The following is a 13,800-nucleotide window of genomic DNA, read 5'->3' as shown; positions in this document are numbered from 1 at the left end:
AAAGCAATCAGAATATATTTTTAGAAAACTTTAATCAATTGTTGTTTCACCAATTTCTTCATTTCTTCAATACGTACGACTGTCGCATCGTATTTAGCTTTGTAATCTTCTTGTTTGTCGCGTTCTTTTTGGACAACTTCTGGTTTGGCATTAGCTACGAAGCGTTCATTGCTAAGTTTCTTACCAACCATGTCGAGTTCTTTTTGCCATTTGGCCAATTCTTTTTCAAGACGAGCCAATTCTTCTTCGACATTTAGAAGGTCAGCGAGTGGCAAGTAGATTTCTGCACCTGTGATGATGCTTGACATAACCAAGTCAGGTACTTCGACATCTGCTGCAATTTCCAAGTGTTCTGGGTTTGTGAAGCGTTTGATGTAGTTGACATTGTCATTGAAGAAGGCATCGAGCTTGCTGTCGCTTGTCTTAATCAAGATAGTGATTGGTTTGCTTGGAGCTACGTTCACTTCTGAACGAGAGTTACGTACTGAACGAATCACGTCTTTAAGAGCTTCAACGCCCGCTGCTGCTTCTTCGTTTTCAAACTCTGGACGAACCACTGGGTATTCCGCAGTCACAATCGTTCCTTCAGAGATTTGGCCATAGATTTCTTCAGTTACGAATGGCATGATTGGGTGAAGGAGACGCAAGATTTGATCCAAGGTGTAAAGAAGAACAGAACGTGTGATGACTTTTTCATCCTCGTTATCGCTATAAAGCACTTCCTTAGTCAACTCAACATACCAGTCCGCAAACTCATCCCAGATGAAGTTGTAGAGAATATGACCAGCCACACCAAATTCGAACTTATCAAAGTTTTCAGTGACCTTACCGATAGTTTCGTTGAGGTTATGGAGAATCCAACGGTCTGTAACGTTACCTGCTTGACCAGCAGCCACTTTAGCTACATTTTCACGTGCCGCATCCAAGGTCAACCCTTCATTGTTCATGAGGATGTAGCGCGAGATGTTCCAAATCTTGTTAATGAAGTTCCATGAAGCATCCATTTTCTCGTAAGAGAAGCGCACGTCTTGACCTGGTGCAGAACCGTTTGAAAGGAACCAACGGAGGGCATCGGCACCATATTTCTCGATAACATCCATTGGGTCGATACCGTTACCAAGAGATTTCGACATCTTGCGTCCTTGCTCGTCACGGATAAGGCCGTGGATAAGGACATTCTTAAATGGTTGGCGTCCTGTGAATTCCAATGATTGGAAGATCATACGAGACACCCAGAAGAAGATGATATCATAACCTGTTACCAAGGTTGAAGTTGGGAAGTAACGTTTGAAGTCTTCTGCTTCCACGTCAGGCCAACCCATAGTTGAGAATGGCCAGAGGGCAGAACTGAACCAAGTATCCAAGACATCTTCGTCTTGTTTCCATCCGTCACCTTCTGGTGCTTCTTCGCCAACGTACATTTCACCCTCAGCATTGTACCAAGCAGGGATTTGGTGACCCCACCAGAGCTGACGAGAGATTACCCAGTCATGGACATTTTCCATCCATTGAAGGAAGGTATCGTTGAAACGAGGTGGGTAGAAATCAACCTTGTCGTCTGTGTCTTGGTTTGCGATAGCATTCTTAGCCAATTGATCCATCTTAACAAACCATTGGGTAGACAAACGTGGCTCAACGGGCACACCTGTACGCTCTGAGTGACCAACTGAGTGAGTCATTTTTTCAATTTCGACAAGGGCACCGATTTCTTCCAATTTCTTAACAACAGCCTTACGTGCTTCAAAGCGGTCCATACCGTTGAATTCACCAGCCAATTCATTCATGGTACCATCATCGTTCATAACATTGACTTGTGGCAAGTTATGACGTTGACCAACCAAGAAGTCATTAGGGTCGTGGGCAGGAGTGATTTTAACCACACCAGTACCAAACTCAGGGTCTGCGTGTTCGTCCCCAACGATTGGGATTGGCTTGTTCAAGATTGGCAAGATAACATTTTTACCAATCAAGTCTTTATAACGGTCATCATTTGGGTTAACCGCTACTGCAGTATCCCCAAACATAGTCTCAGGACGTGTTGTTGCTACTTCAAGGGCACGTGAACCGTCTTCCAACATGTAGTTCATGTGGTAGAAGGCACCTTCGACATCCTTGTGAATAACCTCGATATCAGAAAGGGCTGTACGAGCTTTTGGATCCCAGTTGATGATAAATTCGCCACGGTAGATCCAGCCTTTCTTGTATAGCTCTACAAAAACCTTACGAACCGCTTTTGAAAGACCTTCGTCAAGTGTGAAACGCTCACGAGAGTAGTCTACAGAGAGTCCCATCTTACCCCATTGTTGCTTGATAGTTGACGCATACTCGTCTTTCCATTCCCAGACTTTATCAAGGAATTTTTCACGACCAAGGTCATAACGAGAGATGCCATCTTCAGCCAAACGGGCTTCAACCTTGGCTTGAGTAGCAATACCTGCGTGGTCCATACCTGGAAGCCAAAGCGTATCGAAACCTTGCATACGTTTTTGACGGATAATGATATCTTGCAAGGTTGTATCCCAAGCGTGACCAAGGTGAAGTTTACCAGTTACGTTTGGTGGTGGAATAACGATTGAATAAGGCTTAGCCTTTTTATCGCCAGAAGGCTTGAAAACATCTTCGTCAAGCCATTTTTGGTAACGACCAGCCTCAACCTCGGCTGGATTGTATTTTGGTGAAAGTTCTTTAGACATGTGTGTGTCCTTTCTAGTTATTTCTATTGTTTATTTAAATTTTTATTAATAAATAATTAATTATCTTTTTTAAACCTTATCCCATTTCCCTTTAGCTTCTGAACGGTAACAGGACCAATTCCCTTCAAAGCGAGGATTTCTTTTTCTGTCCAATTTTTAAAGTCAGCAGACGTTTGAATTCCATTTTCAACAAAAATGCGGACAATATCCATCCGAATTCCCTTCATTTTCTCTTCTCGCATAAACGAGAACCAGTTAGTTACCGTATATAACTTTTCCGCTAAATCAGGAGGGCTAGTAATTCCTGATATAGAGCAAAATTTCTCTGCCTCATTTGTCAAAAAGTCTGTCAAAATAATATTTTCCTGTAAATAATCAGACATAGGATACAGGCTAGCTTGTAGTGATTCGACTGAATTTGGGTAATAACATTCCAGTTCTTCTATTTCAGGAATCTTAAAGGGCCAATCTTCATCTATAAAATAGTCAACAGCATCATCGTTGATTTCCACAAGTTTTGCAAATAATTTACTTGCCTCTTCAACCTTTCCTCTAGAGAAAGCAGAAATAATAGCATGTATCAACACAGTATCACTACGTATTCCTTGATTCAGTTCTTCCTGATAGAACCGTTCAACTTTAGATTCTTGTCCAGTGATATGATATAGAGAGAGCATACAGAAAACAAAGTTAGGAGGGAATCGCTCTGGTTGTTTACTTAAGTATAAGTTAACCATTTCCAAAGCCTTATAATAAAATCTTTCCGCCATATAATATTCAATCAGAAACATAAGAGCAGTTAGGATCGGGCGTGCTTCAAAGGAGTTCCAATTGTTATACCCATTGATTTTCCATTTTTCTAAAACCAGAGTTTCAAATTCCAATACTCTTTTAAAAGTTGGTAAGTCAATGTCTTGAACAGTCGAAAGAAAAAGATGATACTCGGCAGCAAAATAATCTGGGTTAAGCTTTAAAACTTGTTTTAACAGTTTATTTCTCTTTTGTTTATTTGGAGTATACATAGCTTCTCTGAATAAAGCATGATCTTGATTCCAATCAAAAGTCCCGGTTCCCAATTTGGAATTGATTTCCTGAACATCCGGATAAACCCCATATTCATAAAAATATTGCATCATTGCTATGTTTTGTTCATCAAAATTTTGAATTTTCCGACGTTCTACAAAGACAGGTTGATACCCAAGTGATTCTGTCAATGCAATTTCTTCTTCAGAAACAACTTTTATCATCAATTTTTGCTTACGCTTAAATTCTTTTTGTCGATTTTTCTTTTTAGCCATCTATCATTACTTCCCACTCACTCTTCAACAAGCCATACATCAAACTGTCACAGCGATTTCCTTGGGCATCTTTGCGGTCCCTTATACAAGCTTCGAGGGTAAAACCAAGCTTCTCAGCGACGCGTTGACTTTGGACATTGTAGCCAAAACATGTCAGCTCAATCTTGTGAAGACCCAAATCCTTAAATCCTAGGTCAATCAAAGCACGCGCCGCTTCTGGCACATAGCTTCGGCCCCAATAATCTGGGTGCAAGGTATAGCCAATTTCCAGCACATCATCTTCGTGGCGATGGTTGAAATCAACAGAACCGATCACTTTATCAGTCCCCTTGACCACAATGCCATAACCAGCTGGGAGATTGTCTTTTTGATTGCGCTCGGGGAGGATATGCTCTAGATAGTAAATCTCATCTTCCAAGGTCTTGACGGGTGGAAATCCTGCTGGGTAAGAGACTTCTGGACGACTGGCAAAATCAAAGATATCTTCGGCATCCGCCACTGTTCGGACTCGTAAAAGAAGACGTTCTGTTTCGATTTGTTCTGGTAATTCAGCTCTTGTCATTCTTCTTCCTCGCTTTCTTGATGAAGCTTCCCATGGGGTCGATTCGGTCATCTAGATAGCGATAGACACGCTTATGTCCATCTCCCATAAAGTAAGCCGGTGCAAAACGGTCATTTTTAAAATGTTCCCTATCATCCAACAAATCAGATTCAGCCAGACGGTCTAGAATCTTAGCAAAGATATGACAGATACCATCTTCCTCAATAATTCTGTCTACCTTACAATCCAAAACGACTGGACAAGCATCCAAAATAGGTGCTTGTGTCAGTTCAGAAGGTCGGAAATCCAAGCCAAGTTTATCAATCTTTTCACGATGACTAATAAAACCAGCCTGTTCCATCTCTAGCATGAGGTTTTCATCAGGAATATTCACTGTAAATTTCTGATAATGTTTAATCTGGTCTGCCGCATTTTCCTCGCTACCAACCCCGATGACTAGCCAATCTCCTAGACTATAGGAAGAACTACAAGTCGTCACATTATAGCCATGTGTCTGGTCCTGGTAACCCAAGATAAAAATGGGAAAACCATAATACAATTTACTGGTCTCAAAAGATTGCTTCATGTCACCCTCCTTTGGTAGGAACGTAGACCTCGCTTTCGCTCCGTCTGCATCAATATCTCTAAATTCACCTGCGACCTTCGGTCTTGGTTCTTTAAAAGATATAGAAAATCCCTGCCATAATATGACAGGGACGAATGTGTATCCGCGGTACCACCCAGTTTTGAGTGGCAACCACTCACAGCTTTCTTGATTCAATTTGACCATCAGCAACCAGCTTTGGCATTTGTGCGGATTTCTCAGTACCACCGCTTCCTGTGACAAATGGGCTTCAAAGCACCTCTGATTGGTCTTATTCTATCACATTTTTAATCTCAAGACAAACGAAATTATGGGGAAGATGTTATCACAATAAGTCAGACTACAGATTCCACTTTGAAACATAGATACAATGCATCACTTCTTATTCTCACTTGAATTGTCAAATTAAGTGCATACTTTCCCCATAGAATACTTCATAAGGTGTTTTCCAGTTAAGACATTTTCGTGGCCTATTATTAAGTTTGTTCTCCCATAGCTGAATAGTCTGATCATCAACCAATGTTAGATCACTACCCTTTGGAAAATATTCTCTAAGTAATCCATTCGTGTTCTCATTGGTTCCTCGTTGCCATGGAGCATGAGGGTCAGGAAAATAGACTTCAATGTTCAATTGATCACTCAATTTCTGATGATACGTGAATTCTTTCCCTCTATCAGGAGTTACTGTATACTTCGTCAAGGGTTCTAACAGTTTTACCATAGCTTCTATTACCAACTTGCTTTTCTTAACAGCTACCTTTTTGATTTTTAGAAAACGAGAATAACGGTCTGTTAGAGTCACTAAACAAGCTTTTCCAGTTTTACCTGCAACAGTATCGGCTTCCCAATCTCCTATTCTAGTTCGATTATTAGCCTCTTCTGGTCTTTCGTGAATTGTATGAGAAATGGATATTTTCCCTCTATTTTCAACATGACCTTTAGTATGACGTGTTTTCCCACGATGACGAAGTTTACGAATGACACCACGAGCACCATGAGATAATGAGTTATCCTCAAAATGTCCTCGATAAATGGCTCTATAGATTGTTTGATAACTAACAACAGTTTTCCCATACTCTAAGCGCAACCGACCTTCTATTTCTTCAGGAGACCATTGGTAATCGAGAAATAGATGTTTGATGGTATTGCTTAAATTGTGATCTATTTCAAGCATCCGTTTCCGCCCACAGTGTGATTTGGCATTATGGTACGATTCCTGTGCATGATTTGGAGAATAAGCTCCTGATTTTGTATGGCGCTTCCACTCACGACTAATACTAGATGGATGACGATGAAGTAACTTAGCAATTTGAGAAAAATTTAGGCCTTGCGTACGGTAAATGAGAATACTTTCACGCTCGTCTATGGTAAAATGATGGTAGCTCATAAGATTTCCTTTCGTAACTAGTTCGTTCAATTCTATTTTACTAGAAAATCTTATGAGTTTTTATTGTGCACTTATATTGTACATTCAAGCATAAGAAAAATCCCCGTCTTCCGACAAGGATTCCATCTTATTTTTCTTCCTTAGCTCTTTCTTCTTTTAGCCATTTTTCATAGCTTTCGAGTAGATTGATAGCCATTTGGGTTGCCAAGGCTAGTGAGAAGGCTTCTGTACCTTCAGTTGTTTCATCTTGAACTTCCAATTTACTTTCTTCGTAAATGGCTTTGAGAGCCTTATTGCTAAGCGTGTCTTTAAATGCTTGGAATTCTTTCATGGCCAAAGCCTCCTTGATTCTACGGCAACTTTTACAACTACTGTTACCGTTTTCACTTTAAGTTTACACCATTTCAGAGAAATTGCAAGGTTTTTCCTTAATCTTAATAATAAGGAGAACTCTCACTCTATCTGCAACCTACCTCGCAGGAGTAGCAGCCCCTGCGAGGTACTCTGTCGTATAGGCAACGATAGCTCCTGAATCAGCATTTACTGCGTATTTATAACGCAAATGACTCACTGCATAATCAAAGCTAATATTGTAGACTTTCCCGCTTCCTTCAGTCTTCAAATCTACCGTCAAGTTCGTTACAGAACCTTCAGCCAATCCCGCATGATTGAGTGCTGTTGTTTGAGCAGCTTCTTTAGATACTGGTGGCTCATCCTTGCTTTCGCTAGACTGACTCTCATCTTTAGTCTCTTCACCTTTTTTAGTATCATCCTCATCCTTAGATGTTGGATGGTCACTCTTATGTTTCAAAATAGATCCTGACTGACCATCAATAGTGTATTCAAAATGATTGTCGGGTGTTGTAAAACTAACACTATAGCTTCCATGTAATCCAATACGTAATTTTGAGATTGCTGATTGAGAAATCTCAGAAGTTTGGACACCAGCATTTTTGTAGGCGATGTCTGCCGCATCTTGTTCTGACAAGCGATAACCCGAACCGTTAAAAACAAACAGGGCTACAGCAATAGCAACTGGAATAGCAAGCAGAATCAGATAGCTCGCTAGCTTTTTCATTTTTCGCATAAAATACTCCATTATTTTAATCTAATATCACTATTATATCTTAAAATTCTAAAATTGTCAGATAAGCTTGATTAATTTTTAGAACGGCATTATAAAAAGTTCCCGATAGCTATCAGGAACTTCTATGAAATGTTACTATTTGGCCAGTTACAAAGACTAAGATGGCCATCCAGATAAAGAGGAAGCCTTTCAATTCTCCAAAGCTGACCGTCTCACCAAAAATGAGAATGGCTACAAGAAGTTGAATGGTAGGATTAAGATACTGGATGAAACCGATAAGGTTAAGCGGTGCCCTTTTGACTGCTTCTGAGAAGCAAAGCAAAGGAACAGCCGTCACTACACCTGAGATGACTAGAAGAAACATCTCCAAGCTCGAATAGGAAGAAAATGATTCTGGAGAAAAGAATATGAGATAGATAGCTACAAAAGGTAGTAGCAAGCCACTTTCTACTAGCATGGCTACGTCACTGGAGAGCTTAACCCCTTTTTTGATTAAACCATAGAAACCAAAGGTCAGGGCCAATCCCAAAGAAACCATGGGAAGTTTTCCTGTATTGACAACAAGAACCAGTACTCCTATAAAGGCCAATACCACTGCTGCCAACATGGTCCTACTCAATGATTCACGAAGAAAAATGAGGGCAAATAGGATAGAAACAATAGGCATAATGTAATAGCCCAAGCTAGCCTGCGTCGCTTGACCATGACCCACAGCATAGATATAAATCAACCAGTTAGCTGCTATGAGAAAGCTGGCAAGTAGCATGCGAAGTAAGACTTTCTTATCCTGCCAAAGTTCGACTAGCTCACCTTTGAAACGTGCATTTTGCTTAGCAACTAGGGCATAGACCAACATAGTCACTACAGTAAAAACAATTCGCCATGAGAAGGTGTTATAAGCCGAAACACCTGCTAGGAGCTTCCAAAAAAGGGATAAAAATCCCCATTGAATATAAGTCGCTAGACCAAAGAGTAGCCCTTGATTTTTTCTACTCAACGACAACACCTGCTTTATCCACAGATAGGATGAAGGTTTCACCATCTAAACCAAGACCATCTATTGCCGTTTTAAGAGCCTCAGCCTGATCATTTGGCGTCAAGGTCATAACTGTTGGGCCAGCGCCTGAGAGATAGGTCGCATAAGCACTGTATTGGCCTGACAATTCTTTAATAGTCGCAAATTCTTTAACCAGTTTTTGACGGTAGCGTTCGTGGAACATGTCTCCTTGGATAGCACGTCCCGCCTTAACCAAATCACCTGCAAAGAGGGCAGCAATGGCAACGTTGGCAATAGATGATGCAGCCACAGCTTCTTTGTAAGACAAGTCACTTGGAAGCACCCCACGTGAATCAGACGTCTTGAGTTCATAGCTCGGAATGAAGGCTACAAAGGCACACTCTGGAAAATCTGTAACGATGCTATTAACATGCTCGTCCACATAAGAGGCCACAACAAGATTCCCAAAAATAGCTGGAGCAACATTGTCCGGGTGACCTTCAATCTTGGTCGCAATATCAAGTTTATCATCGTCTGAGAGCTTCAAGTCTGCCAATTGATTGGCCAACTCGATTCCTGCGACAATAACAGAACTTGAAGAACCTAGCCCACGCGCCAAGGGAATATCTGATGTCATCACCAATTTATGAGGCTGCAAATCAGACTTCACTTGCAAGGCTGTTGAAATGAGGAGGTTATTTTCATCTGAGGGAATATCTCCCAAATCATGTTCAATATGCCATGCATCTGCTGGTTCAAGCACCTCGATTGTCAAATATTTAGAAACGGCAACACCTACAGAGTCAAAACCTGGACCAATATTGGCAGATGTTGCTGGAACAGTAATTTTCATAATAATACACCAAAAGGAGGAAAGCCATCAGCGACTTTTCTCCTTGAATACCTTTCTTATACGCACCAGTATGGGCTTATCAATTAGTTAGACAAAACTTTCAATGTGTTGACAACTGTGAAATCTTCTGCTGCTTCAAGTTTTTCAGTAACAGCTTTAAGTTGTGTCTTAGACATAGCATGTGTAATCACAACGATACGAGCTGTTGTGCCATTTGCTTTTTGTTGCAAGACTTGTTCAAATGAAATATCTTCTGAGTTGAAGATTTCAGACAAGTGAAGGATTTTACCTTTTTCGTCTGGCGTATCAAGGGCAAAGTAGTAGTTGCTCTTAACGTCTGCTGGATTAGCCAATGGCAAGTCGCGACGGAACTCGTTAAATGGTTTACCAACATTACCATCTGAAAGACGACGAGCAATACGGATAATGTCTGCCAAAACAGATGTTGCTGTTGGTTTTTGACCAGCACCTGGTCCGTAGTACATTGATTCGCCAATACCGATAGATTCAACAAAGACCGCATTCATAACATCGTTAACGCTAGCAAGTGGGTGATTTTTTGGCAAGAATGTTGGTGATACTTCTGCTGAGATACCTGATTCTACTTCACGCACATCACCAACCAATTTGATGACATAGCCCAATTCTTGAGCGACAGCTACATCATCAGTAGAGATGTTTGTAATCCCCTTGTGAGTCACATCGTCGAAATCAATTGTGGCACCAAAACCAAATTGGCTAAGGATAACAGCTTTATAAGCAGCGTCAATACCTTCAACGTCGTTGGTTGGATCACTTTCAGCATAACCAAGTTCTTGGGCAGTCTTAAGAGCATCCTCATATGACCAACCTTCGTCAACCATCTTAGTCATCATAAAGTTAGATGTTCCGTTAAGCACACCAAGGATACGTGTCACCTTGTCAGATGTCAAAGAATTAGCCAAAGTACGCAAAATTGGAATACCACCAGCAACAGCAGCTTCATAGTAGAAAGCCACACCCTTATCTTGGGCAAGAGAAATCAACTCTTTGCCGTGAGTAGCAATCAAGTCTTTGTTAGCAGAAACAACGTTTTTACCTGCTTCAAGTGCTTTTGTGATAAAAGTACGAGCTGGCTCGATACGACCCATCAATTCAACAACGATTTGAATCTCGTCATCGTTAAGGATTTCGTCAACATTTGTGACAAAATTGTAGTCATTGCCTGCAGCGATAAGACGATTTTTTTCCTCGTCATCTTTAACCAAAACTTTTGCAATTTCAAGTTGGTCACGTGAGGCTGCAAGAACCTTTTCGCCATTTTCCTTCAAAAGGAAAGGAATACCGCTAGCTACTGTACCAAAGCCAAGCAATCCAATTTTAATAGACATTTACGATTTCTCCTTAAAAACATACATTTTTTTAATTGTAACATATTTCTATCGGAATTGACAGAATATTGTTGCCATTTAAGGAGCTAAGTATTCTTTTTTACTGAAAATTCTGTGCATTTCCACTCCATTTTTGTTAGAATAATAGCTAGACCTATTTGAAAGGGGATACAATGACTTCTCAAAAGAAAAAATCAACTTACGCTAACAGAAAGAAACTGAACCTTCTTCTGCTTTTACTAAATCTAGTCCTCCTTGGCTTACTGGCAGTTTTTATGTTAAACCGACCAAAGCAGTCTGCAAATAGCCAAAAAGGAACCCAGACAAGCCAATCTACGAGTACAGCAAAATGGAAAACCTATGACGAGCCTGTCCAAATCCCTATCCTGATGTATCATGCCGTACACGTCATGGATCCATCTGAAGCTTCCAACGCCAACCTTATCGTTGACCCAGACCTCTTCGAGACACAAATCAAGGCCTTGGCTAATGCAGGTTACTATTTCCTAACGCCTGAAGAAGCCTATAAGGCCTTCACCGAAAATGCCTTGCCTGCTAAGAAGGTTGTCTGGTTGACCTTTGATGATGGTAACGAAGATTTCTATACGATTGCCTATCCGATTCTCAAAAAATACAAGGCTAAGGCGACCAACAATGTAATCACTGGCTTTGTTAAGAAGGGAAATGCTGGAAATCTTACCGTCAAGCAGATGAAAGAAATGATGGCGCACGGCATGAGCTTCCAGTCTCATACGGTTAACCACCCTGATTTGTCAGCCACTGACAAGGCAACACAAAAGGTTGAATTAACGGATTCTATTGACTTCCTTGAAAACAAACTCAATACCAAGGTCAATACCATTGCCTACCCATCAGGTCGCTACAATCAAACGACACTGGACCTAGCTAAGAAAACATACAAGTTAGGACTAACAACCAACGAAGGACTCGCTAGTGCCAAGGATGGTCTCCTCTCACTTAATCGTGTCCGTATTCTGCCAACAACAACAGCTAAAGGACTTCTCAGCGAGATTGCTACTGACAATAAGTAAAAGAAATCACTTGATTCTTGAATCAAGTGATTTTTATGTTCTAGTCAAATATTTCTGATAGGATAGCCACACCCTTTTCGATTTCAGTATCACTTAGGGTGATTGGTGGCAAAAGACGAATCACATTTGTCCCTGCAGTTAAGACAATCAACCCTTTATCTCTAGCTGCCTGAACCAATTCTCCCAAATCGCCAGTGGTCTCAATCCCAATCATATAGCCCAAACCACGTACAGTGGTAACTGTCTCTTTATCAGATAAAGCTGCCTGCAATTGTTCTTGTAGCTTGTTTCCATTTTCAAGAGCAGTATCCAGAAATCCTGGAGCCAACATAACTTCAAGCGTAGCCTTGGTCGCCGCCATGGCCAGTTTGTTTCCTCCAAAGGTAGAGCCATGACTTCCGTAAGAAAAAGCTACCCCAAGGGAGGACTTGGCAAGCATGGCTCCAACTGGCACCCCATTGGCCAAGCCTTTGGCCAGAGTAAAGATATCTGGTTCAATATCGTAGTGCTCATAAGCATAAAGCTTACCAGTACGACCAATTCCTGTCTGAACCTCATCTACAATGAGGTAAATACCTGTCTCCTTACAATAATCAGACAAAGCCTTAACAAAGTCCTGATCCGCAGGTTGCACACCTGATTCCCCTTGAACCAACTCCAGCATAATAGCCGCAGTTGCTTCATTGGCTAGGGACTTGACACTGTCTATGTCATTGAAAATAGCATAGCTAAAGTGGGGCACACCTTCACCAAAACCTTGTTTGATTTTATCCTGACCAGTGGCAGACATAGATCCAAACGTTCGACCATGGAAGGAATTTTGGAAGGTAATGATTTCTTGTTTACCCGAAGCCTTACGGGCAATTTTGATGGCTGCCTCATTGGCCTCTGCACCACTGTTACAGAAAAAGGCCAGATAGTCCTTGTCACCAATTAAAAGGTTAGCAACATCTTCTTGCAACTGATTGTGATAAAGATTAGGCTGGTGCAAAATCTTGCCCACCTGATCTGTCAAAGCCTGATTGACATGGGGATGGTAACCCAGATTGGTTACCCCAATACCTGATGAAAAATCCAAGTAGGTCTTGCCATCTGTATCCGTCAAATAATTGCCCTGAGCCGAAGCAAAATCAATCGCTGCCCGCTTATAGTTTGAAAATAATTTTGTCATCTCTTACTCCTTGATTATGGTACCGTCTGTCAGGTTATCACCAATAATGACCTGCTCGACACCAGCCTGAACTGTCTGAACAGCACTTTGAATTTTAGGAATCATGCCTCCAGTAACCACACCTGAATCTATTTTTTTCTGAACGTCCACAAAATTCAGCTGCTCCAAAACCTGACCATTTTCTAAAACGCCCTTGACATCTGTCAGAAGGATAAGTTTTTTAGCACCTAGACTAATCGCCACTGCTCTGGCAAGGTAATCGGCATTAATATTGAGCAAATCCCCCTGCTCACTATAGCCTAGACTCGGAATCAAGGGAAGTTTGCCTTGAGATAGGAGGCTCACTAGGGTTTGATTAGTGATGTTTTTGACCTCACCCACAAAACCATAGGTCTCTTGATCTAAGAAATCAGCATGAACAAGGTCTGACAATTCATCTACAAGCTGATAGGCTGGCAAACCTGCAGTAGTCAACTCACCTGCTAAGTTTTTCCCAACCATGTCAACCAAAGCTTCTTTGATCAAAGCCATATCTGACTGACCCGTCACACGAAGACCATTGACCTTGTGAATTGGAATATGATTCTCCTCCATCAGCTGATTAATAGCAAAACCGCCCCCATGAACGATAACAATTTTTTGACCAGCCTGCTGCCATTCTGACAGTTTAGTCAATATCTCAGGAGTTAGCTGCTTACTGGCTACTCCACCAATCTTGATTACAATATATTCAGTAGTCATCAGTTA

Annotated in this window: 13 protein-coding genes; 1 reads left to right on the top strand and 12 read right to left on the bottom strand. The window is 41.2% G+C overall.

The window, feature by feature from the left end:
- Positions 1–20 precede the first annotated feature (20 nt).
- From NST80_RS02535 to NST80_RS02490, 10 genes are all read right to left on the bottom strand, one after another.
- Positions 21–2,693: a valine--tRNA ligase gene (locus NST80_RS02535; RefSeq protein WP_014632773.1), complete on the bottom strand. Its 2,673-nt coding sequence runs from the start codon at positions 2,691–2,693 to the stop codon at positions 21–23.
- A gap of 56 nt (positions 2,694–2,749) precedes the next feature.
- Positions 2,750–3,991, bottom strand: a complete 1,242-nt coding sequence (locus tag NST80_RS02530) for a hypothetical protein (RefSeq protein WP_013990181.1) — start codon at positions 3,989–3,991, stop codon at positions 2,750–2,752.
- Positions 3,984–4,553, bottom strand: coding sequence for a GNAT family protein (locus tag NST80_RS02525; protein WP_014632772.1), 570 nt, complete (start codon positions 4,551–4,553; stop codon positions 3,984–3,986). The genes NST80_RS02530 and NST80_RS02525 overlap by 8 nt, the downstream gene beginning before the upstream one ends.
- Positions 4,540–5,118 (bottom strand): flavin reductase family protein, encoded by a 579-nt coding sequence (locus NST80_RS02520; protein WP_014632771.1) that lies wholly within the window; start codon positions 5,116–5,118, stop codon positions 4,540–4,542. The genes NST80_RS02525 and NST80_RS02520 overlap by 14 nt, the downstream gene beginning before the upstream one ends.
- A gap of 418 nt (positions 5,119–5,536) precedes the next feature.
- The gene (locus tag NST80_RS02515; protein WP_013990693.1) at positions 5,537–6,523 is read right to left on the bottom strand and encodes an IS30 family transposase; all 987 of its coding nucleotides are present in this window, start codon (positions 6,521–6,523) and stop codon (positions 5,537–5,539) included.
- 127 nt (positions 6,524–6,650) lie between these two features.
- On the bottom strand, positions 6,651–6,854 hold the full coding sequence (locus NST80_RS02510) for a hypothetical protein (RefSeq protein WP_002886082.1): 204 nt from the start codon (positions 6,852–6,854) through the stop codon (positions 6,651–6,653).
- Between the two features lie 138 nt (positions 6,855–6,992).
- Positions 6,993–7,610 carry a PepSY domain-containing protein gene (locus NST80_RS02505; RefSeq protein WP_045001541.1) on the bottom strand — a complete coding sequence of 206 codons (618 nt, stop codon included), beginning with the start codon at positions 7,608–7,610 and terminating at the stop codon, positions 6,993–6,995.
- 112 nt (positions 7,611–7,722) lie between these two features.
- Positions 7,723–8,607, bottom strand: a complete 885-nt coding sequence (gene rarD, locus NST80_RS02500) for an EamA family transporter RarD (protein WP_183138119.1) — start codon at positions 8,605–8,607, stop codon at positions 7,723–7,725.
- A complete protein-coding gene (thrB, locus tag NST80_RS02495; RefSeq protein WP_049528291.1) occupies positions 8,600–9,460 on the bottom strand; it encodes a homoserine kinase in 861 nt (286 codons plus the stop codon). Before thrB ends, rarD begins: the two co-directional genes overlap by 8 nt.
- A gap of 83 nt (positions 9,461–9,543) precedes the next feature.
- Entirely contained in the window at positions 9,544–10,830 is a 1,287-nt protein-coding gene (locus tag NST80_RS02490; protein ID WP_002885943.1) for a homoserine dehydrogenase, read from the bottom strand.
- Between the two features lie 173 nt (positions 10,831–11,003).
- On the opposite strand from NST80_RS02490, the gene NST80_RS02485 reads away from it, so the two are divergent.
- Positions 11,004–11,882 carry a polysaccharide deacetylase family protein gene (locus tag NST80_RS02485; RefSeq protein WP_049528295.1) on the top strand — a complete coding sequence of 293 codons (879 nt, stop codon included), beginning with the start codon at positions 11,004–11,006 and terminating at the stop codon, positions 11,880–11,882.
- Positions 11,883–11,922: 40 nt separating this feature from the next.
- Here the strand turns inward: NST80_RS02485 and NST80_RS02480 are convergent, their stop codons facing one another.
- Both NST80_RS02480 and argB read right to left on the bottom strand, forming a co-directional pair.
- Positions 11,923–13,053 (bottom strand): acetylornithine transaminase, encoded by a 1,131-nt coding sequence (locus NST80_RS02480; protein WP_183138118.1) that lies wholly within the window; start codon positions 13,051–13,053, stop codon positions 11,923–11,925.
- 3 nt (positions 13,054–13,056) lie between these two features.
- A complete protein-coding gene (gene argB, locus NST80_RS02475) occupies positions 13,057–13,794 on the bottom strand; it encodes an acetylglutamate kinase (RefSeq protein ID WP_002886771.1) in 738 nt (245 codons plus the stop codon).
- Positions 13,795–13,800: the final 6 nt, after the last annotated feature.

Origin of the sequence: Streptococcus sp. FSL K6-1323 (assembly GCF_038630745.1) — a bacterium.
Taxonomy (GTDB): Bacteria; Bacillota; Bacilli; order Lactobacillales; family Streptococcaceae; genus Streptococcus; species Streptococcus salivarius_D.
The sequence above is the reverse complement of the archived record's forward strand: the minus strand, read 5'-3'. Positions and strand labels throughout refer to the sequence as shown.

Bases quoted from the DNA above. Each gene is read 5' to 3' on its own strand.
- argB (WP_002886771.1), bottom strand. From the start codon at position 13,794: ATGACTACTGAATATATTGTAATCAAGATTGGTGGAGTAGCCAGTAAG.
- NST80_RS02485 (WP_049528295.1), top strand. From the start codon at position 11,004: ATGACTTCTCAAAAGAAAAAATCAACTTACGCTAACAGAAAGAAACTG.
- NST80_RS02510 (WP_002886082.1), bottom strand. From the start codon at position 6,854: ATGAAAGAATTCCAAGCATTTAAAGACACGCTTAGCAATAAGGCTCTC.
- NST80_RS02525 (WP_014632772.1), bottom strand. From the start codon at position 4,553: ATGACAAGAGCTGAATTACCAGAACAAATCGAAACAGAACGTCTTCTT.
- NST80_RS02530 (WP_013990181.1), bottom strand. From the start codon at position 3,991: ATGGCTAAAAAGAAAAATCGACAAAAAGAATTTAAGCGTAAGCAAAAA.
- NST80_RS02480 (WP_183138118.1), bottom strand. From the start codon at position 13,053: ATGACAAAATTATTTTCAAACTATAAGCGGGCAGCGATTGATTTTGCT.
- NST80_RS02490 (WP_002885943.1), bottom strand. From the start codon at position 10,830: ATGTCTATTAAAATTGGATTGCTTGGCTTTGGTACAGTAGCTAGCGGT.
- NST80_RS02515 (WP_013990693.1), bottom strand. From the start codon at position 6,523: ATGAGCTACCATCATTTTACCATAGACGAGCGTGAAAGTATTCTCATT.
- NST80_RS02535 (WP_014632773.1), bottom strand. From the start codon at position 2,693: ATGTCTAAAGAACTTTCACCAAAATACAATCCAGCCGAGGTTGAGGCT.
- NST80_RS02520 (WP_014632771.1), bottom strand. From the start codon at position 5,118: ATGAAGCAATCTTTTGAGACCAGTAAATTGTATTATGGTTTTCCCATT.
- thrB (WP_049528291.1), bottom strand. From the start codon at position 9,460: ATGAAAATTACTGTTCCAGCAACATCTGCCAATATTGGTCCAGGTTTT.
- NST80_RS02505 (WP_045001541.1), bottom strand. From the start codon at position 7,610: ATGCGAAAAATGAAAAAGCTAGCGAGCTATCTGATTCTGCTTGCTATT.